The organism is Mesorhizobium sp. M6A.T.Ce.TU.016.01.1.1 (assembly GCF_003997065.1).
GTDB lineage: Bacteria > Pseudomonadota > Alphaproteobacteria > Rhizobiales > Rhizobiaceae > Mesorhizobium > Mesorhizobium mediterraneum.
In genome coordinates this window covers 130,625-151,691 of sequence record NZ_RZTJ01000012.1, presented here as the reverse complement: position 1 = coordinate 151,691, position 21,067 = coordinate 130,625, and the positions used below count along the sequence as shown (strand labels likewise).

Here is a 21,067-nt window from a genome sequence, read left to right as displayed (position 1 = left end):
TTTTTTTTAAGCGGGGGTCGATAAGCCGGGCACTTCAAGATTTTGTTCTGGGAACCGAGAGCCATGGCCGCCGATAAGAACGCATTCGTCTGGGACGATCCTTTCCTGATCGAGGACCAGCTTTCGGAAGACGAGCGGATGGTGCGCGATGGCGCGGCGGCATTCGCTGCCGACAAGCTCGCTCCCAGGATCGAGGAAGCCTATCTCGAGGAAAAGACCGACGCCGGCATCTTTCGCGAGATGGGCGAGGCGGGTCTGCTCGGCATCACCATCCCCGAGGAATATGGCGGGCTCGGCGCCAACTATGTCACCTATGGGCTGGTGGCGCGGGAAGTCGAGCGCATCGACTCGGGCTATCGCTCGATGATGAGCGTGCAGTCGTCGCTGGTGATGTATCCGATCCATGCCTATGGCTCGGAGGCCCAACGCAAGAAATACCTGCCGAAGCTCGCCAGCGGCGAATGGATCGGCTGCTTCGGCCTGACCGAGCCGGATGCCGGTTCCGACCCGGGCGGCATGAAGACGCGCGCCGAAAAGACCGCGAACGGCTACAAGATCTCCGGCTCGAAAATGTGGATTTCCAACGCGCCGATCGCCGACGTCTTTGTCGTTTGGGCGAAATCGGCTGCGCATGACAACGAGATTCGCGGCTTCGTGCTGGAGAAGGGCATGAAGGGGCTGTCGGCGCCGAAGATCGGCGGCAAGCTGTCGCTGCGAGCCTCGATCACCGGCGAAGTGGTGATGGAAGGCGTCGAGGTCGGCGAAGACGCGCTGCTGCCCAATGTGTCGGGCCTGAAGGGTCCGTTCGGCTGTCTCAACCGGGCGCGCTACGGCATCTCCTGGGGCGCGATGGGCGCGGCGGAAGATTGCTGGCACCGGGCCCGCCAATACGGCCTCGACCGCAAGCAGTTCGGCAAGCCGCTGGCCGGGACGCAGCTTTTCCAGAAAAAACTCGCCGACATGCAGACCGAGATCGCTCTGGGGCTGCAGGGCAGCTTGCGGGTCGGGCGGTTGATGGACGAAGGCAAGATGGCGCCGGAGATGATCTCGATCGTCAAGCGCAACAATTGCGGCAAGGCGCTCGACATTGCCCGCCAGGCCCGCGACATGCATGGCGGCAACGGCATCCAGATCGGTTACCACGTCATGCGCCACGCGCAGAACCTTGAAACGGTCAACACCTATGAGGGCACGCATGACGTGCATGCGCTGATCCTCGGGCGGGCGCAGACCGGGTTGCAGGCGTTTTTCTGAGCCGGCAACTGTCGCTTAAATTAGGTGCACCGCAACATCTGCTTGGAGAATGCCCGCCTGATGTGTCAGGGTTCGGCGAATTCGTTTGAAACGCCGACTTTCGGGGCACCATGGCAATTCTGGCAGCCGTCTACCACCTGACCCATTACAAATATGACCGGCCGGTCGTCCTTGGCCCCCAGGTCATCAGGCTGCAGCCGGCGCCGCATTCCCGCACCAAGGTGCTCAGTCATTCGCTGAAGGTCGAGCCCGCAAACCATTTCGTCAATCTGCAGCAAGACCCCTACGGCAATTTCCTCGCCCGCTTCGTGTTTCCTGAGCCGGTGACGGAGCTGAAGATCGAGGTCGACCTCGTCGCCGACATGACGGTCTATAATCCGTTCGATTTCTTCGTCGAGCCGTCGGCCGAAATCTTTCCGTTCGAATACCCAGAAGAGATCCGCGACGATCTCGCCATCTACCGGACGCCGGAGCCGGCTGGACCGCTGCTGTCGGCGTTCCTGCAGACCATCGTGCGACACCCAACCAACACCGTCAATTTCGTCGTCGACCTCAATGCGCGGCTGCAGCGCGAGATCGCCTATATCGTGCGCATGGAAACCGGTGTCTTCTCACCCGAGGAAACGCTGGCCGCCGCCAAGGGATCCTGCCGCGATACGAGCTGGCTGCTGGTGCAGATCCTAAGAAACCTCGGCCTCGCCGCGCGCTTCGTTTCCGGCTACCTGATCCAGCTGAAGCCCGACCTCGTCGCGCTTGACGGGCCGCCCGGCACTGCCGTTGATTTCACCGATCTCCATGCCTGGTGCGAGGTCTATCTGCCGGGGGCCGGCTGGATCGGCTTCGACCCGACCTCCGGCCTGCTCACCGGCGAAAGCCATGTGCCGCTCGCCGCAACGCCGCATTTCCGCAACGCCGCGCCCATTTCCGGCATGGCGAGCTTCGCCAATGTCGAATTCGGCTTCGACATGCGGGTCGATCGCATCGCCGAGCACCCGCGCATCACCAAGCCATTCTCCGACGAAAGCTGGCTGGCGCTCGATGCCCTGGGCGTCCAGGTCGACGCCGCGCTCGAGGCCGGGGACGTGCGGCTGACCATGGGCGGCGAGCCGACCTTCGTGTCGATCGACGATTTCGAGGCGGAGGAGTGGAACACCGCCGCCGTCGGCCCGACAAAACGTGAGAAGGCCGATGCGCTGATCCGCCGGCTGCGTGAGCGTTTCGCGCCCGGCGGCTTCCTGCATTACGGTCAGGGCAAGTGGTATCCGGGCGAAAGTCTGCCGCGCTGGACATTCTCGCTCTACTGGCGCACCGACGGCGAGCCGGTGTGGAGCGACCCGTCGCTGATCGCACGGGAAAACAGCGAAGCAGATGTCGGACCGAAGCAGGCTGAAAGCCTGCTGACGACGATTGCCGATGAACTCGGCATCGACAAGACCATGGTCAGCGAAGCCTATGAGGACCCGGCCGAGTGGCTGCTCAAGGAAGGCAAGCTGCCCGACAATGTCGACCCGTCCAATTCGAAGCTGGAAGACCCGGAAGAGCGCAGCCGCCTGGCAAAAGTGTTCGAACGCGGCCTGACCAAGCCGTCGGGCTACGTGCTGCCGGTCCAGCGCTGGAACAGCCAGGCGTCGGGGCCGCGTTGGCGTTCGGAGAAATGGAAGACACGGCGCGGCAAGCTGTTCCTGGTGCCGGGCGATTCGCCGGTCGGCTACCGCCTGCCGCTCGGCACGCTGCCCCATGTACCGCCGGCGCAGTTCCCCTACATCGTGCCGGTCGATCCTTCGCTGCCGCGTGGACCACTGCCGGCGCGCCAGGCTATTTTGCCTGAGGCCGCTCCGTTGCCGGACGCTGCCCCGGCCGAATTGGAAGGCGCCGACGAAATGGCGCGCCGCCAGCATGCGGCGTTCTTCACCGCCGCGACCGGCCAGCAGGACCGTGTCGAACAGGAGATCACCGAGATCGGCGGCGCGGTGCGCACCGCGCTGTCGGTCGAGCCGCGCGACGGACGGCTTTGTGTGTTCATGCCGCCGGTCGAGGCGCTGGAAGATTATCTCGAACTGGTCGCGGCGGCCGAGAACGCGGCAAAGGCTATCGGCCTGCCGGTGCATATCGAGGGCTACGGCCCGCCGCACGATCCGCGCCTCAACGTCATCCGTGTGGCTCCGGATCCCGGTGTCATCGAGGTGAATATCCATCCGGCTGCGAACTGGCAGGACTGCGTGGCGACGACCACAGCGATCTACGAGGAGGCGCGGCAGACACGGCTTGGCGCCGACAAGTTCATGATCGACGGGCGCCACACCGGCACAGGCGGCGGCAACCATGTCGTCGTCGGCGGCGCGACGCCCAACGACAGCCCGTTCCTGCGCCGTCCGGATCTGCTGAAAAGCCTTGTCCTGCAATGGCAGCGCCGCCCGTCGCTGTCCTATCTGTTTTCGGGCCTGTTCATCGGCCCGACCAGCCAGGCGCCGCGCTTCGACGAGGCGCGCCACGATTCGCTCTACGAGCTCGAGATCGCGATGGCGCAGGTGCCGCATCCAGACAAGGGCAATGCGCCATTGCCGTGGTTGGTCGACCGGCTGTTCCGAAATCTTCTGACCGATGTGACGGGGAACACCCACCGTTCGGAAATTTGCATCGACAAGCTGTTTTCGCCCGACGGCCCGACCGGCCGGCTGGGGCTGGTCGAATTCCGCGGCTTCGAGATGCCGCCCAATGCGCGCATGAGCCTCGCGCAGCAATTGCTGGTGCGCGCCATCATCGCCCGCGCCTGGAAAAACCCGCTCGACGGCCGCTTCGTGCGCTGGGGCACGTCGCTGCATGACCGTTTCATGCTGCCGCACTATGTCTGGGCTGACTTTCTAGACGTGCTGGACGACCTCAAGCTGAACGGCTTTGAATTCCGCCCCGAATGGTTTGACGCGCAGCTCGAATTCCGCTTTCCGTTCTGCGGCGAGGTTCAGTATGCCGGTGTCAAGCTGGAGCTGCGGCAAGCGCTGGAGCCGTGGCATGTCATGGGCGAGCAGGGCGCCATCGGCGGGACCGTGCGCTTTGTCGATTCTTCGGTCGAGCGGCTGCAGGTGAAGACGGAAGGGCTTAACCCGGAGCGTCATGCCGTCGTCTGCAACGGCCGTATCGTGCCAATGAAGGTGACCGACACCAGAGAGATCGCGGTGGCGGGCGTCCGCTTCAAGGCATGGCAGCCGGCATCGGGCCTGCATCCAGCGCTGCCGGTCAACACGCCGCTGGTCTTCGACATCTACGATCGGTGGTCGGGCCGGGCGGTCGGCGGCTGCGTCTACCATGTCGCGCATCCCGGCGGGCGCAGCTACGACACCTTCCCGGTCAACGGCAACGAAGCGGAGGCGCGGCGGCTCGCCCGCTTCGAGCCGCGCGGCCATACGCCGTCCGGCTACGTGCTGCGCGACGAACAAGCCTCTGAGGATTTCCCGATGACCCTTGACCTGCGGCGGCCTGCAAGACTCTGATCAGCCATGGCAAAGGGGAATCACAGGAAAATACGCGGCAGACCGCATAACCTGCTGGAGCACTACCAGCCGATCGACGGTGTCGTCGACGAGATGGTCGACGCATCAGGCAATCCTCGTCCGGTCTGGAAGGACTTCATCGAGGCACTGGAAGAGCTGGGGCCTGAAAAGCTCGCCCAGCGCTTCGCTCGCGCCGACCAGTATCTGCGCGACGCCGGTGTCTATTACCGCGTCTACGACAAGGCCGGCGCCAATGAGCGCGAATGGCCGTTGGCGCATGTGCCCCTGCTGATCGAGGAGCAGGAATGGGCTGCGATCAGTGCCGGCCTGGTTCAGCGGGCGGAGCTGTTCGAGGAAACGATCGCCGACATCTATGGGCCGAACCGGCTGGTCGAGAAAGGCATTTTGCCGGCGGGGCTGATCGCCGCCAGCCCGGAATATTTGCGGCCGGTCGTCGGCACCAGGCCGGCCAGCGGCCATTTCCTGCACTTCTGCGCCTTCGAGCTCGGCCGTGGACCGAACGGCCGCTGGTGGGTGCTCGGCGACCGCACGCAGGCGCCGTCGGGCGCCGGCTTTGCGCTGGAAAACCGCGTCGCCACCACGCGCGCGCTGTCCGACATCTATGGCGAGATGCATGTGCACCGTCTTGCCGGCTTCTTCCGCCGCTTTCGCGACGCGCTGAACGGCATGGCCAAGGTATCAGGCGGCCGTGTCGCCATCCTGACGCCGGGGCCGCTCAACGAAACCTATTACGAACATGCCTATATCGCCCGCTATCTCGGCATCATGCTGCTCGAAGGCGAGGATCTGACCGTCTCCGGCGGCCGGCTCATGGTACGCACCGTTTCGGGACTGATGCCGGTCAGCGTGCTCTGGCGACGGCTCGACGCCGCCTTCGCCGATCCGCTGGAGTTGCGGCCGGAGTCGCAGATCGGCACGCCAGGGCTGGTCGAGGCGATCCGCCGGGGAGCCGTTTCGGCCGTCAACGCGCTCGGCTCCGGGCTGATGGAAACGCGGGCGATGTCCGCCTTCCTGCCGAAGATTTCGCGCGAATTGCGCAACGAGGAGCTTCTGCTGCCGAGCGTCGCGACATGGTGGTGCGGCCGGGACACGGACCGTGACCATGTGCTGGCTAACCTCGACCACATGGTGATCGGTCCGGCGCTGTCGACGCGGCTTGCCTTCGAGGATGACGATTGCACCAGGCTGGGCTCGGCGCTGGTTGCCGGGGAGCGGGCCGAGCTGATAGCCCAGATCGAACGCGGCGGTGGCGACTTCGTCGGACAGGAAGCGGTAACGCTTTCGACCACGCCGGTCTATGTCGGCGGCTGGCTGGAGCCGCGGCCGGCAAGCCTGCGCGTCTATCTGGCGCGAACACCGGAAGGCTGGACGGTGATGCCCGGCGGTTTTGCCCGAGTCGGCTTTTCACTCGACCCGACGGCAATCGCCATGCAGCGCGGCGGCCAGGCGGCGGATGTGTGGGTGGTCAGCGACAAACCGGTGGAGCGCGAGACGCTGCTGCCGCAGGAGCATGACAGCTTCACCCGCACCTTGCCGGGCAGCCTGCCCAGCCGCGCGGCCGAAAACCTGACATGGCTCGGCCGCTATATCGAGCGATCCGAAGACACCGTGCGCATCCTGCGCGCCTATCACGTGCGGCTGGCCGAGGCCTCCGACCCGGACATGCCGCTGCTTGCCGATATCAGAGACTATCTCGAACCGTTCGGCATCGACGTCGCGACGGCGATCCCGCCGGGGCTGATCGGCACGCTGGACAGCGCCGTCTACAGCGCCGGACAGATCCGCGACCGCTTCTCGCCCGATGGCTGGCTGGCGCTGAAGGATCTGTCGAAGACCATTCATCAATTCGCGATGACGGTGGCGCCGGGCGATGATGCGACGCGGGCGATGACAGTCATCCTGCGCAAGCTCGCCGGGTTTTCGGGCCTGCTGCATGAGAATATGTACCGCTTCACCGGCTGGCGCTTCCTGGAGATCGGCCGGCGGTTGGAACGCGGCATCCAGATCGCCCGCACGCTCGCCCGATTGACCAGGGCTGCGGCGCCGGATGGCGCGCTCGACATGATGCTGGAGATCGGCGACAGCGTCATGACCCATCGGCGGCAGTATCCGGTGCAGGCCGGCCGGCGCACGGTGATCGATCTCCTGGTGCTCGATCCGCTCAATCCGCGCTCCATCCTGTTCCAGCTCGAGCGGCTGAAGGCCGAAATCGCGCTGTTGCCTGCTGTCGGCGAGGGGCATATGTCGCCAGCGGCGAAAGAGATCCTGCAGCTCAACACGGCGATCGCCATCAAGGAGCCCTCGGACATGACGGCGAAGGCCCTGGACGATCTCGCCACCGAGATCAGCGGTCTCTACAACAGCCTCGCCAAAGCCTATTTCGGGTAAGCATGCTCTACGACATCAGGCTCAATCTGCGTTACGATTACGATGCGGCGGCGGGCGGCGGCCGCCATCAGGTGCGCGTGCTGCCGCCGACGATATCGGGCGTGCAGCGCGTTATCGCCGCTTCGCTGTCCTTCGCGCCGGCGCCGAGCGAACGCTCCGACTTTTCCGATTTCTTTGGCAACAATGTCACGTCGATCGCCTTTCGCGATGCCCATGATGCGCTCGATATCAGGATGAGCGCGCGCGTCGCCGTCTCGCGGCCGGAGCCTGGGCTTGACGTGTCGCCCGACATTCGCCGGCTGCGCGAGGAACTCGACGCGGTACGGTCGCTGTCGCCCGGATCGCCGCATCATTTCCTGGCCGCCAGCGATCACGCGGGCATCGACGCTGCGATCACGGCTTACGCGCGCGGCAGTGCCGGCAGCTCGGCTGTCAGCACTGCGGTGGACCTGTGCAACCGCATTCATCGCGATTTCACCTATGATGGCGAGGCGACCACGGTGCAGACCCGGGCGAGCGATGCCTTCGACCTGAGGCGGGGCGTCTGCCAGGATTTTTCGCACATCATGATCGCCGGCCTACGCGGCCTCGGTATTCCCGCCGGTTATGTCAGCGGGTTCCTGCGCACCATTCCGCCGCGTGGCAAACCGCGGCTCGAAGGGGCCGACGCCATGCATGCCTGGGTCAAGGTGTGGTGTGGGCGCGACACCGGATGGCAGGAATTCGATCCGACCAACGGCATGCGGGCAAGCAACGACCATATCACCGTCGGCCATGGCCGCGACTATTCGGATGTAGCGCCGATCGTCGGCGTCCTGAAGACGACGGGCGGACAGGTCGGCGAGCAGGCAGTCGACGTCATTCCGGTCGTGCTTGAAAAGGCATGACGGCAAGCGAGGCCACACTCGATCTTGAACATCGGCAGAAGGCTGCTTCTCGAACGCGGATGTGGTGAGCCTGGTATCTTTGTGGAAGCCATGGCGGAACCAGCGGCCGATCCGTCGCTTATCTACGGGAAATTCCGTGGAGAGGACATGCTGGACAAATCCGGGTCGTCGCCTGGCCGGTCGGCTAGCAGGAAGGTTGCTCCAGGGGCGCCGACAAATGGGTCGCAAGCCTCTGCCGATCGAGCCTCACTCACCTACATCACTGACGCCGAGCCCGGTATCCGCCGTCTGAGGGTTGGCAAGGGATTTTCATACAAAGGGCCTGACGGGCAGGGCGTCGACGAGGACACTTTGGCCCGCATCAAGGCGCTCGCCATTCCACCGGCGTGGACAGATGTGTGGATTTCGCCCGTTGCTGACGGTCACATCCAGGCGACCGGCCGGGACCAGCGCGGACGCAAGCAATATCGCTACCATGCGCTGTGGGCGGAGGAGCGTGACGGCGTAAAATATTCGAGCCTGGTTGCCTTTGCAGAAAGCCTGCCTGAGCTGCGACGCCAGATCGATGCCGATCTGCGCCGTCACGGCCTGCCGCTGGAGCGGGTTGTCGCTGCTGTGGTCTGGCTGCTCGACAACACGATGATCCGCGTCGGCAATGCCGCCTATGCTCGCGATAACAACAGCTTTGGGCTGACCACGCTGCGCGACCGCCATGTCGACATCAATGGCTCGAGCCTGCGTTTCGCTTTCAAAGGCAAGTCCGGCAAGGAATGGAAGCTGAAGCTCGTCGATCGCCGGATTGCCAGGATCGTGCGCGGGGCGCAGGACCTGCCGGGCCAAAAGCTGTTCCAGTATCTCGACGAGGACGGAAGCAGGCGACCGATCCGCTCCGATGACGTCAACCGCTACATCAGGGAGATGGCAGAGGCCGATTTCAGCTCCAAGCATTTCCGAACCTGGGGCGGCACCATCCATGCTGCGTCACTGTTTGCGCAAACCGGACGACCCGAAAGCCAGGCACAACAGAAGCGGGTGATGAACGGCCTCATCGACAAGGTCGCCGAGCGGCTGGGCAACACGCGCGCCATCTGCCGCAGATGCTATATCCACCCGCAAGTTTTCGATGCCTGGTCCGAAGGACGGCTGCTCAGCGAGATAGCGGATGCGAACAAGCGGAAACGATCGATACCCGGCCTTGATGACGAAGAGGCTCTCGTACTGAGATGGCTGAAGGCGCAGGAAAGCTGAACTGGACAGAGCAGCCGCAGTTTCGTGATCCGTGCAGGACGTAATTTTTTGTCGACGTCTTGTCGGGATAGGTCCTAGTGTTTCGTCCTTTGACAGAGAAAAGGACCACCCATGCTCTACGCGATCCTCTGCTATGCCTCCGAAGACGTCGTCTGCTCCTGGAGCAAGGAGCAAGATGACGCTGTCATGGAAAAACTCCTCGGCGTGCAGGAAAAATACGCTCAGGCGGGCCGGCTTGGCCCGGTGGCGCGGCTGCTGCCGACGACCGCTGCGACAACGCTGAGAAAGGTCAAGGGCGAAGCGGTCGTCATAGACGGCCCGTTTGCCGAAACCAAGGAACAATTCCTCGGTTTCTACACGCTCGAATGCGCCGATCTCGACGAGGCGGTCGACTTTGCGCGCGAGCTTTCCGAGGTCAACCCGAGCGGCGGCTCCTACGAGATACGGCCGGTTTCGCTCTTCAATCCCGCCAAGGTTTCCGCATGACCGATCTTACCTGGATCAGCACGGCGATCAGTACCGCCCGCCCACAGGCGATGGGCGCGCTGCTGCGCTACTTCCGCGATCTCGATGCGGCGGAGGAAGCTTTCCAGGACGCTTGCCTGCGAGCTCTGAAGAACTGGCCGACAAACGGCCCGCCGCGCGATCCGGCAGCCTGGCTGATCTTTGTCGGGCGCAACAGCGGCATCGACGCGGTGCGCAAGCGCGCCAAGCAGGCGCCGCTGCCGGAGGAAGACCAGATCTCCGATCTGGAGGATGCCGAGACCGACATCGCCGAACGGCTGGACGGCGCGCACTACCGCGACGACATCTTGCGGTTGCTGTTCATCTGCTGTCATCCCGACCTGCCGGCGACGCAGCAGATCGCTGTGGCATTGCGCATCGTCTCCGGCCTGAGCGTCAAGCAGATCGCCCGCGCCTTCCTCGTCGGCGAAAGCGCCATGGAGCAGCGCATCACCCGCGCCAAGGCGCGTATTGCGGATGCCGGCGTGCCATTCGAGACGCCCGGTGCGGTCGAGCGCTCGGAACGGCTCGCCGCCGTCGCCGCCATGGTCTATCTGATCTTCAACGAAGGCTATTCGACCAACAGCGGTGAGGCTCCCGCCCGCGCCCCGCTTTGCGAAGAGGCGATCCGGCTGGCCAGGCTGCTGCTGCGGCTGTTCCAGACCGAGCCGGAGATCATGGGCCTGACGGCGCTGCTGCTGCTCCAGCATGCGCGTGCGCCGGCGCGCTTCGACGAGAGCGGCGAGATCGTACTGCTCGAGGACCAGGACCGCAGCCTGTGGAGCCGCAAGATGATCGACGAGGGGCTAGCGCTGGTCGACAAGGCATTGCGCCACCAGAAGCCCGGTCCCTACCAGGTGCAGGCGGCGATCGCTGCCCTGCATGCGCGGGCGGCAAGGCCAGAGGATACGGACTGGAACGAGATCGACCTGCTCTATAGCCTGCTTGAACAGATGCAGCCGTCGCCGGTGGTGACGCTCAATCGCGCCGTCGCGGTCGCCAAGGTGCGCGGGCCGGAAGCGGCACTTGCCATGATCGAGCCGCTGGAACAGAGGCTTTCCGGCTATTTCCATTTCTTCGGCCTCAAGGGCGGCCTGCTGATGCAGCTTGGTCGTGGCGAGGAGGCGCGCATCGCCTTCGACCGTGCCATCGCGCTTGCCAACACGGCAGCCGAGGCCGCGCATATCCGCATGCATATCGACCGGTTGATGAAGGAAGGCGCCGCGCGGGGAACCGCGCAGACAGCGCGCTGAACGACTCGCTGGTTCAACGGTCCGACCTTGGCTTAGACCATGCCGGGGTGGAGATTTTTCCCTGAAACGAGTAATGCCACGCCTTGACAGCGCCTGATGTGCCGATCGGCACAGGGACGGCATGGCACAAGGCTTTAACCGACGCCACATGAGCGACGGCATCTGAAAGGGACAGAGAATGACGATTGCGAAGGAAACAGCCGGGCTACTGGCGAAACTGGGTGTTGCCGAGGCCGCGCTTTCGGGCGGTGATCTAATCGTGCGCAGCCCGGTCACGGGCGAGCAGATTGCCGCGCTGAAGACGATCTCGCCGGCCGATGCGGCAAAGACCATCGACAAGGCCCATATGGCCTTCCAGGCGTGGCGTCTGGTGCCAGGGCCGAAACGCGGCGAACTGGTGCGGCTGCTCGGCGAGGAACTGCGCGCACACAAGGCCGAGCTTGGCCGGCTGGTGTCGATCGAGGTCGGCAAGATCCCGTCCGAAGGGCTCGGCGAAGTGCAGGAGATGATCGACATCTGCGATTTCGCCGTCGGCCTCTCCCGGCAATTGTACGGCCTGACCATCGCCACCGAGCGGCCCGGCCATCGCATGATGGAAACCTGGCATCCGCTGGGTGTCGTCGGCGTCATCTCCGCTTTCAATTTCCCGGTCGCGGTGTGGTCGTGGAACGCGGCACTGGCGCTGGTCTGCGGCGACGCGGTGGTGTGGAAACCGTCGGAAAAGACGCCGCTGACGGCGCTCGCCTGCGAGGCGATCTTCAAGCGTGCGGCAGAACGTTTCGGCGATGCTCCGGAAGGCCTGACGTCGGTGCTGATCGGCGACCGCGCCGTCGGCGAAATCCTGGTCGATCATCCCAAGGTGCCGCTGGTTTCGGCCACCGGCTCGACCCGCATGGGCAGGGATGTCGGTCCGCGGCTGGCGAAGCGCTTTGCCCGCGCCGTGCTGGAGCTCGGCGGCAACAATGCCGGCATCGTCTGCCCGACGGCCGATCTCGACATGGCCTTGCGCGCCATCGCCTTCGGCGCCATGGGCACGGCCGGCCAGCGCTGCACGACGCTGCGGCGCCTGTTCGTGCATGACAGCGTCTATGATGCCTTGGTTCCGCGCCTGAAGAAGGCCTATGAAAGCGTCTCGGTCGGCAATCCGCTGGAGACATCAGCGCTGGTCGGACCGTTGATCGACAAGGCAGCATATGATGCCATGCAGAAGGCATTGCAGGAGGCGGCTTCGCACGGCGGCAAGGTGACCGGCGGCACGCGGGTGGAGAACGGCCATCCCGACGCCTATTACGTGCATCCGGCGCTGGTCGAGATGCCCAAGCAGGTCTCACCGGTTACCGAAGAAACCTTCGCGCCAATCCTCTATGTGATGAAATATTCGGACTTCGACGCCGTGCTCGACGAGCACAATGCAGTCGGCGCGGGGCTGTCGTCGTCGATCTTCACCCGCGACTTGCAGGAATCCGAGCGCTTCCTCGGCGTCGACGGGTCCGACTGCGGTATCGCCAACGTCAATATTGGCACATCGGGGGCCGAGATCGGTGGTGCCTTCGGTGGCGAGAAGGAGACCGGCGGCGGCCGTGAATCCGGCTCCGATGCCTGGAAGGCCTATATGCGGCGCGCCACCAACACGGTGAACTATTCCAAGGCGCTGCCGCTGGCCCAAGGCGTATCCTTCGACATCGACTGAGAACTCCGATCGTGGCGGTCGCAATGGCCGCCACGATCGCCATGTTGCTCTCTATTCCGGGGTTCCTGGATTGTGAAAGCAATTCTGGAAGGCCGCATCGATGATCGCGAGCTTCACGGCCTGTGCGGTCATGTATTCCTGATAGAAATGGTTCGACACCCACATGACCGAATGGCCCCGCTGACCCAGCCAGCCGATGCTGCCGAGGTTTTCGGCGTCGCGCAATTTGCGTGAAAGATGGGTGCGGGAAAGCTTGAGCCAGTTTGCGAAGTCTCCGATCGAGACAATGCCGGTCGGAATTCGGTCGAGGCCGGCATGGTCGGGATCGACGCCGGACATCAGCCAATCCATGACGACGCCGCCATTGTTAAGCCAGGTGAACAGGGAAAAGGTCTGTTTCGGCTCGCGCACGGCGTGGGACGAAAGCAGGCCATCCGCCACCAGCGGCTGCAATCTGGCAAGCGCGTCCGGTCTCGCGGCGAATGTGATCAGTCGACTTCCGCCGTCGAGACTGTCCAGCGTTCTCAGATGGGCAAAGACCCATCCGGCGAGCGTTTCCAGAGTGGTCGCAGCCGGCTGCAGGGGGCGGACCCTTCTGTCTCTATTCGTCGACAGATCACGAATGAAATTGTAGTGCAGCATCTCCTTTATGAAAGCGTCGGCGGTGTTGCGGCTGGCCACCGAACAGCGGTGTATCATGTCGATAAAACGTGTGGTCGTCAGTCTGGTGCGATCGTCATGTGGTTGCCGTCTGAAGTGCAAGGCAAGACCGATGTGAGCCATCAGCCAGCGCTGCTGCGTAGCGAACACGGAAGCGAGCCGCGGGTTGGCTTCGTAGGTCTGGAGCAGCATCTGCGACTGAGCCCGAACAGACCGATGAAATGCCGGACGGCAGGCAATATCTTCCAAGTTTAGCGCCATCCTCGCCGAGCCCGATCAAGCCTTCCAATGGCGAACACCGATCACGGCTTCAGCCTTCACGGCTATGTCCAGAGGCTGGCGGATAACTGCCATATAGCGCAAAAAGTTGCCAACCGTTATGGCTGTCACGCTAAAACTGATACGCGGGCCGTGAGCACTTTTAATCGGCGCTGGTGGCTCTATGCAGCGGCTGACGTGGCCCACAGTATGTGGTTGAAACGTCACCTGTGCCGACCCATATACCGATTGCGTCGGATGTTTTCCTCCCATTGCATCCGGCGCGTTCCCCTCTGGAGGTTTTGAACCTTCATGCTTGGCCGGACTTTTACAGTCCGGCCTTTTTTCTATTGGTCCTGTGAAGCCAGCGCGCACGGGCGCCCAATCAGCATAATGAGCCCGAAGAGCGAGAAAATGGCCGGGCCATTTTCGTCACACTCGACAGCGACCTAGCCGTAGGTACGGCAACGGCAGCTGCCATTCTGTCAGGAAATCCACTAGGCTCGTCTGGTTTGCGAGGCGGCGAGAGATGCCCGACCTGAAACAAATACCCGATATGAAACAGATGAGATTGCTCGGCATCGTATCTGCGACGGCGATCGGTCTGTATGTCTGCTATCTCTTGGCGTTGCCTTTTTTGCCCGCATTGACCTGGGCGCTGGTGTTGGCAATCATCCTGTATCCGGCTCATCGGCGGGTCGAGGAAAGGCTCAGGAATCGAAACCTGGCTGCACTGATATCGGTGAGCGTCGCGGCGATTGCCGTCGGCCTGCCGCTCATCTTCGTGGCACAGCAGCTTGTTCGCGAGGCGGTAAACGGCGCTACCTATCTGGAGGAGGTCATCCGGGGTTGGAACGCAGACGGCTTCATGTCGAACTATCCCAGGCTTTCGGCCGTTGCCCAGTGGATCGAGAACCAAGTCGATCCGGCCGGTACGGTCGCCGCATTGGTACAATGGCTGACGGGACAAAGCGCATCGCTTTTGCGCGGCTCGATCAATCAGGCCGTGATGTTCGTGCTGACATTCTATCTGCTGTTCTATTTCCTGCGGGACCGCGAACCCGCTCTACAGGGGATCGAGGGTCTCTCGCCCCTGCGTGCACCGGAGACGGCATACATACTGTCCCGCCTTGCCGAGACGGTACATGCGATCCTGATAGGCACCGTGTTTGTCGCCGCTGTGCAGGGAACGCTGGGCGGCCTGATGTTCTGGTGGCTGGGCCTGCCAACTCCGGTCTTCTGGGGTCTGGTAATGGGACTTCTTGCCATCGTGCCAGTGCTCGGCGCATTCGTGATCTGGGTGCCGGCAGCGATCTATCTCGCGCTGGAAGGGGCTTGGGCGAGCGCGGCGATACTGACCATCTGGGGCGGCGTCATCGTCGCCGGCATCGACAATCTGCTCTATCCGATGCTTGTCGGGAGCCGGCTGCGGCTCCACACGGTGGTGGCCTTTATCGGCGCGGTCGGTGGCATCGTTCTCTTTGGAGCATCCGGGCTCGTCCTTGGCCCTGCGGTGATCGCGGTCACCATCAGCCTCATTGACATCCTCAAGAAACGATTGAACGACCAACCCGAGGCGGAACCGGCGTCAAAGCGCGACACAAAGCCATCACGTCAGTCCGGAGCCGCGCCCAGCCGTGAGTAGGCACCGCCGCGCGCGACCAGTTCATCATGGGGACCTTGTTCGACGATGCCCGTTTCGGCGACCACCACGATGCGATCGGCATTGCGGATCGTCGCCAGCCGGTGCGCGATCACCAAGGTGGTCCGGCCCTGCGCAAGTTCTGCCAGCGACTGCTGGATCTCCCGCTCGGTCTGCGTGTCGAGTGCCGACGTCGCCTCGTCCAGGATGAGGATTGTCGGGTTCTTCAGGAACATACGCGCGATTGCCAGGCGCTGCTTCTGACCACCCGACAGTTTTACGCCACGCTCGCCAATGATCGTATCGAGGCCTTCCGGCAGGGAAGCGATGAGTTCGTGGAGGCGCGCGCGGCGCGCGGCCTCGACGATCTCGCTTTCGACCGCGTCCAGCCGGCCATAGGCGATGTTCTCGCGGATCGTGCCGCCAAACAGGAACACGTCCTGCTGCACGATGCCGATCTGGCCGCGCAACGAGGCCAGCGTCATGTCGCGGATATCCAAACCGTCGATTGTGATGGCGCCGCTGTCGACCTCGTAGAAACGCGGCAGCAGCGAGCACAGGGTCGTCTTGCCGGCGCCTGACGGCCCGACGAAGGCGATGGTCTGTCCTGCTGTTATGTCAAGATCGATGTTCTTCAAAACCGGCCGTTCGCCGCTATAGCCGAAGGTGACATCCCGGTAGCTGATGTCACCTTTGAGCGTCGGTGCATCAACTGCGCCAGGCCGATCCGCAATGTCCGGCTCCGTGTCGAGGAGAGCCGCATAGCGGCGAAATCCGGCGATGCCTTTCGGATAGGTTTCGATCACCGAATTGATCTTGTCGATCGGCCGGAAGAACACATTGACCAGGAGCAAGAAGCCAACGAAGCCGCCACTGGAAAGTTCGCCACGCAGCACGAGGTAGCTTCCGGCGATCATTACCACCAGTTGGATCAACCGCATGCTCATGTAGCTCAGCGACGTGCTGGCGGCCATGATGCGATAAGCATCGAGCTTGGTCTTGCGGTAGCTGGCGTTGTCGCGCGCGAAAAGATTGCGTTCGTGGTCCTCATTGGCGAACGCCTGCACCACCCGCATGCCGCCGACATTCTCCTCGATGCGAACATTGAAATCGCCGACCCGCCCGTAAAGCGCCTGCCAGTTGCGCGTCATGCGCGCGCCATAGCGGCTTGTCACCCAGGCGACCAGCGGCACAATTGCCGCTGTGATCAATGCAAGCTGCGGATTGACCAGGAACATCAGTGCGAAGGCGCCGAGGAAGGTCATGATCGCGATGAACAGGTCTTCGGGACCATGATGGGCGACCTCGCCGATTTCCTCCAGGTCCTTGGTGACGCGGGCGATGAGGTGGCCGGTCTTGTGGTTGTCATAGAAGCGGAACGAGAGCTTCTGCAGGTGATCGAAGCTCTTCCGGCGCATCTCGGTCTCGATGTTGATACCGAGCATATGACCCCAGTAAACCACGACCGCCATCAGCCCGGTGTTCAGCACATAGATGGCAAGCAGGCCGGCCGACGCAGCAAGGATCAGCAGCAATTGCTGGCTCGGCAGCAGTTCGTCCACGAACACCTTGACCGCCATCGGGAACCCGAGCTCCAGCATGCCAGACAGAACCGCACAGCAGAAATCCAGGATGAACAGGCGCTTCCAGGGGCGGTAGTATGAGAAAAATCTACGAAGCATTGGGACGTTTTTTCTGTTCGAAGGTCTGGATTGCCAGGAGCATGCCTGTGCGAGGGTGTCAATTCCGGCATGCTCGAAAGGGCGGGACGGTGATGACCTGTCCGCGCAGCAAAGCAGCGCCTGGCGGCTTACGGCGCTCTGATCGGACGAACGGGATTGGATCTGGACTCTGGACCCTAAAGCGTCGGAAGACCGTATCGCTGGCGAAGAGTGCGCCCGGCGCCGAAAACATCCGAACGCTCCAGCAAAGGCATTACCTCGTCGACGAAGCTTTGCAGGTCGGCGGGCATGACGGGCGCCATGACATTGAAGCCGTCGGCCGCTCGGCCCGCGAACCATTGCTGCATCGTGTCGGCGATGTCGCGGCCATTTCCGACGGCGAGCAGATGACCGCGGCCAGCTGCGAGGCGCATGAGCAACTGGCCTAGTGTCAGCCTGTCCCGCCTTGCGATTCCGACCAGCACGCCGACCCGGCTCTGGCTGGACTGGTTCGGCCGTGCGCTCGACAGGGGCGGTAGCGGCGCGTCGAGCTCGGCATCGGCTAGATCCTCGCCGAGGAATTCGCCGAGCTTGGCAAGGACATGGTCGGTCACGGTAAAGCCATTCAGCGCGGCCAGCCGCTCTTCGGCTGCTTGCCTGGTATGAGCGACGATCGGAACGATTCCCGGAAAGACCAGGACCGTGTCTGGATCGCGCCCGACGGCGGCCGCTCGTGATTTGATGTCGCGATAGAAGTCCTGCGCTTCCGTCAGCGTCGCCTGGACGGTGAACACGATGTCGGCGTAACGGGCGGCGAAGGCGCGGCCAGCTTCCGACGAGCCGGCCTGCGCCAGGAGCGGCCGACCTTGGGGCGATCGCGGCACGTTGAGCGGGCCCGCGGTGCGCACGAACGGACCGGCGTGATCGACGGGCCGGACCTTGTCAGGATCGAAGTATCGCCCGGCGGCCTTGTCCGGCGTCCGCGCATCGGGAGCCCAACTTTGCCAGAGCGCTATGGCTGCGTCGACCACGTCGGCTGCGCGGGCATAGCGCTCGTCATGCTCCGGCATGGCGTCCAGTCCGAAGTTACGGGCCTCGAGCACGTTAGACGAGGTGACGATGTTCCAGCCCGCACGGCCTTTGCTGATGTGGTCGAGAGAGGCGAAGCGCCGGGCGAGGTGGAAAGGGTGATCGAAGCTGGTCGATGCAGTCCCGATCAGTCCGATCCTGCTAGTGACGGCAGCGATCGCCGATAGGATCAGCAGCGGATCCATCGCGTCGGAAAGATGCCGATCGGCACCACCCTGCAAGGCCAGCACATCGCCGAGGAACAGAGCGTCGAAATCGGCAGCCTCCGCGCGCCGGGCGATATCGACCCAGTAGGCCAGGCTGGTCGAGGCAAGCGGGTCGCTTTCGGGCATGCGCCAACCGGCCTCGTGACTGCCGAGGCCGAAGATCACGGCATTGAGATGCATGAGCCGCGGCGGGCTCATTTTTGGTCGGTCAGATAGGCGTTGCTGTAATAGGCTGCGAAATCGGGTCGTTCGCTGACCGGGTTTCCATCGCCGTCGCGCAGGATTTCGGCCTTGAACAGGTAGTCGCCGATAGCCTCCATCTTTGCGGGATCGATCGTGCCGATCGCCCCGGCGGGGCTTTGCAGATAGTGGCCGTCGACCAGCGCCTTCAGTGATGCCTCGATCAACGGACGGTTGGTCAGCACGTCGCTGTTTGCTCCGATCAGCATATCAGCCGCTTCTTTCGGATGTTCGACGGCGAAGGCGTAGCCGCGCCTGGTCGCGGCGATGAACGCAGTTGCCGTGTCCTTGTTCTTTTCGAGGTAGGCCTGGCTTGAGCCAATGAAATTGGTGTGTTGGTCGGGCACGCCGAAATCCGCGTAGCGGAAGGCGCGCTGGGCCTTGCCGTCAAGCTCCGCTTTGATCCCCTCCCAAGTGTAGACTTCGAGCGTAAAATCGACTGCGCCATTGGCCAAGGCCTCATAGGCAGAGGTGCCAAGCGTCACCGTTTCGAATTTGCCCTCGCCTCCGTCATGGCGGATGATGGTGCCGATCAGCGCATTCTCCCAGGCGCTGCCGAAACCGCCATAGGTCAGGCCGTCCAGGTCCCTGGGGGATTGTATATCGGCGCGGTCCGCATTGAAGGCCAGCCTGCCGGTTTCCGTCTGCATGATGGCGTAGGTGGCGACGAGGTCGGCGCCGGCCGTGCGTTGGGTGAACAATCCTATGGATCCCAGTATACCGAAATCGGCCACGCGGTTGGCGATCAGCGTACCGGCCGCAGTGTCGGTATAGGGCAGCATCTGCACGTCGAGCCCGGCCTCAGCGTAGAAGCCTTTCGCCCGGGCGACATAGAGTCCGACATGGTTTGTGTTCGGCGTCCAGTCGAGAGCGACGGTGACAGTCTGCTGGGCACAGACGGATGTGACGGGTCCGAGCCCGGTGATCAATGCGGCAGCGATGAAGAGGCGTCTTGAAAGCATGGTCATGTCCTTTGGGCGGGCTGTGGATCGAGAAGCGTATGAAGGATGTCGGCTTCGATGGCGCTGGCTTCCGGCGAGGCAAGATCCTTGCGCGGGCGCGGAAGAGGTATGGCGACTTCGCGCAGCACGCGGGCAGGGCGGCCGCTCAGCACATAGATGCGGTCGGACAGGAAGACCGCCTCGCGGACATCGTGGGTGATCAGCAGGACGGTCCAGCGGTGTCGGTCCCACATCGTCTGAAGCCAGCGCTGCATGCCGGTGCGCGTGAGGGCGTCGAGTGCGCCGAACGGTTCGTCGAGCAACAGCATGGCGCGGTCCTGAACGACGGTACGCAACAGCGCGGCGCGCTGGCGCATTCCGCCCGAAAGCTGCGCCGGATACTTTTGCTCGAAGCCCGCAAGGCCGAATTCGCCGTAGAGCGGCGCCACCTTGTCGCGCGCCGCCTTACGGGACATGCCCTGGACTTCCAGGCCGAGCGCGGTGTTGTCGATAACCGTGCGCCAGGGCATCAGGGCGTCGTGCTGCGGCATGAAGGCAAACGGTCGGCGCGCGTCGGCCAGTGGCCGCCCGTCGAAGTCGATGCCGCCGTCGTGGCCTTCGAGACCGCCCGTCAGCAACCTGAAGATCGTGGATTTGCCGGCTCCGGAGGGGCCGAGGATTGAAACGAATTCGCCCGGCTCGACATGCAGGGTGATGCCGGCAAGCACGTCGACATCGCCAATACTTTTGCTGATCTGGCGCAATTCCAGCCGCCTGTTCATGATTTTCGCGCGGCATCGAGCCGTTCCCATGGCATGGCGGCGCGCTGGATCAGCACCGTGGCGGCAAACAGGGCCAGCGTGAGCAACGCGCTGACCAGCACGGCCGCGAGCACGAGATCGGGTCGGAAATTGTTCTTGGCGTTGAGCATGTAGATGCCGAGCCCTTTGGCCGCGCCGGCATATTCCGCGAAGATGGCGCCGACCACGGCATAGGTGATCGAGATGCGCAGCCCGGCGAAGAAATAGGGCAGCGAGGAGGGCAGGCGGGCCAGCAGGAAAATGCGCATGCGGGAAGCGCCCATCGAACTCAGAAGCGCCGAAATGTCCCGATCCGTCGATTCATAACCCTGCACCAGCGCGACCAGCATGGGAAAGAAAGTCAGGAGCGCGACCAGCATGATTTTCGGCGTCAGCCCGAAGCCGAACCAAAGAACGACCAGCGGGGCGATCGCCACCAGCGGCAGGATCTGACTGATAATGAATACCGGGAACAGGGCGCGGCGCAGCGGCTTGAAGAAGTCGATCAGCACCGAAAGGATGAAGGCAACGGCCAGCGAGCAGGCGAAACCCGCCAATGTGGCGCTGATGGTCGGCACGGTGTTGTCGAACAGCGCCTGGCGCTGCTGGATGGCTTGGGCGAGGACTCGTGACGGCGCCGGCAGCGTGGTGGGCGAGATGCCCGAAATGCGCGCATAGAGCTCCCAAGCCAAAACCAGCGTGCCGACCGATAGCAAGGCCGGTCCGACCTTGGCGAACAAGGCTGCGATTCGCGGCGCGGCGGAGAAGAGCTGAGACATGCGAGACCTCCGGCGCGAAAGATCAGCGCGGGGTCGGGCCGTTGGCCGCGACCGTGAG

15 protein-coding genes are annotated in these 21,067 nt (G+C 63.4%); 9 read left to right on the top strand and 6 right to left on the bottom strand.

From position 1 onward, the window contains the following. Positions 1-63 precede the first annotated feature (63 nt). The 8 genes from EOC94_RS21580 to EOC94_RS21545 all read left to right on the top strand — a co-directional run bounded on the left by EOC94_RS21580 (position 64) and on the right by EOC94_RS21545 (position 12,733). Positions 64-1,254 (top strand): acyl-CoA dehydrogenase, encoded by a 1,191-nt coding sequence (locus EOC94_RS21580; protein WP_095484107.1) that lies wholly within the window; start codon positions 64-66, stop codon positions 1,252-1,254. A 110-nt stretch (positions 1,255-1,364) separates the two neighbouring features. Further along, positions 1,365-4,742 carry a transglutaminase family protein gene (locus tag EOC94_RS21575; RefSeq protein ID WP_127293314.1) on the top strand — a complete coding sequence of 1,126 codons (3,378 nt, stop codon included), beginning with the start codon at positions 1,365-1,367 and terminating at the stop codon, positions 4,740-4,742. Positions 4,743-4,748: 6 nt separating this feature from the next. Next, positions 4,749-7,151, top strand: a complete 2,403-nt coding sequence (locus tag EOC94_RS21570) for a circularly permuted type 2 ATP-grasp protein (RefSeq protein WP_127293312.1) — start codon at positions 4,749-4,751, stop codon at positions 7,149-7,151. Positions 7,152-7,153: 2 nt separating this feature from the next. Next, positions 7,154-8,038 (top strand): transglutaminase family protein, encoded by an 885-nt coding sequence (locus EOC94_RS21565; protein ID WP_126105166.1) that lies wholly within the window; start codon positions 7,154-7,156, stop codon positions 8,036-8,038. Positions 8,039-8,185: 147 nt separating this feature from the next. Next, the gene (locus EOC94_RS21560; RefSeq protein ID WP_127203815.1) at positions 8,186-9,286 is read left to right on the top strand and encodes a DNA topoisomerase IB; all 1,101 of its coding nucleotides are present in this window, start codon (positions 8,186-8,188) and stop codon (positions 9,284-9,286) included. Between the two features lie 111 nt (positions 9,287-9,397). Then, positions 9,398-9,772, top strand: coding sequence for a YciI family protein (locus tag EOC94_RS21555; protein WP_095484111.1), 375 nt, complete (start codon positions 9,398-9,400; stop codon positions 9,770-9,772). Next, positions 9,769-11,043, top strand: coding sequence for an RNA polymerase sigma factor (locus tag EOC94_RS21550; protein ID WP_095484112.1), 1,275 nt, complete (start codon positions 9,769-9,771; stop codon positions 11,041-11,043). The genes EOC94_RS21555 and EOC94_RS21550 overlap by 4 nt, the downstream gene beginning before the upstream one ends. A 178-nt stretch (positions 11,044-11,221) precedes the next feature. Continuing rightward, positions 11,222-12,733, top strand: a complete 1,512-nt coding sequence (locus EOC94_RS21545) for an aldehyde dehydrogenase family protein (protein ID WP_127203812.1) — start codon at positions 11,222-11,224, stop codon at positions 12,731-12,733. A 51-nt stretch (positions 12,734-12,784) separates the two neighbouring features. On the opposite strand, the gene EOC94_RS21540 is transcribed toward EOC94_RS21545, so the two are convergent. Continuing rightward, complete coding sequence (locus tag EOC94_RS21540) at positions 12,785-13,654, bottom strand: hypothetical protein (RefSeq protein WP_127293310.1); 870 nt, start codon at positions 13,652-13,654, stop codon at positions 12,785-12,787. 526 nt (positions 13,655-14,180) lie between these two features. Here EOC94_RS21540 and EOC94_RS21535 point away from each other — a divergent pair. Continuing rightward, positions 14,181-15,296: an AI-2E family transporter gene (locus EOC94_RS21535; protein ID WP_127293308.1), complete on the top strand. Its 1,116-nt coding sequence runs from the start codon at positions 14,181-14,183 to the stop codon at positions 15,294-15,296. On the opposite strand, the gene EOC94_RS21530 is transcribed toward EOC94_RS21535, so the two are convergent. The 5 genes from EOC94_RS21530 to EOC94_RS21510 form a co-directional block, all read right to left on the bottom strand. After that, positions 15,266-16,975: an ABC transporter ATP-binding protein gene (locus tag EOC94_RS21530; protein ID WP_127293306.1), complete on the bottom strand. Its 1,710-nt coding sequence runs from the start codon at positions 16,973-16,975 to the stop codon at positions 15,266-15,268. The two genes, EOC94_RS21535 and EOC94_RS21530, sit on opposite strands and share 31 nt — an antisense overlap. A gap of 176 nt (positions 16,976-17,151) precedes the next feature. After that, entirely contained in the window at positions 17,152-18,447 is a 1,296-nt protein-coding gene (locus EOC94_RS21525; protein ID WP_127293304.1) for an LLM class flavin-dependent oxidoreductase, read from the bottom strand. Beyond that, positions 18,444-19,457 (bottom strand): ABC transporter substrate-binding protein, encoded by a 1,014-nt coding sequence (locus EOC94_RS21520; RefSeq protein ID WP_127293302.1) that lies wholly within the window; start codon positions 19,455-19,457, stop codon positions 18,444-18,446. The genes EOC94_RS21525 and EOC94_RS21520 overlap by 4 nt, the downstream gene beginning before the upstream one ends. Further along, entirely contained in the window at positions 19,454-20,215 is a 762-nt protein-coding gene (locus EOC94_RS21515) for an ABC transporter ATP-binding protein (RefSeq protein WP_185928301.1), read from the bottom strand. Before EOC94_RS21515 ends, EOC94_RS21520 begins: the two co-directional genes overlap by 4 nt. Beyond that, positions 20,209-21,009, bottom strand: a complete 801-nt coding sequence (locus EOC94_RS21510; protein WP_185928298.1) for an ABC transporter permease — start codon at positions 21,007-21,009, stop codon at positions 20,209-20,211. The genes EOC94_RS21515 and EOC94_RS21510 overlap by 7 nt, the downstream gene beginning before the upstream one ends. Between the last annotated feature and the right edge of the window lie 58 nt (positions 21,010-21,067).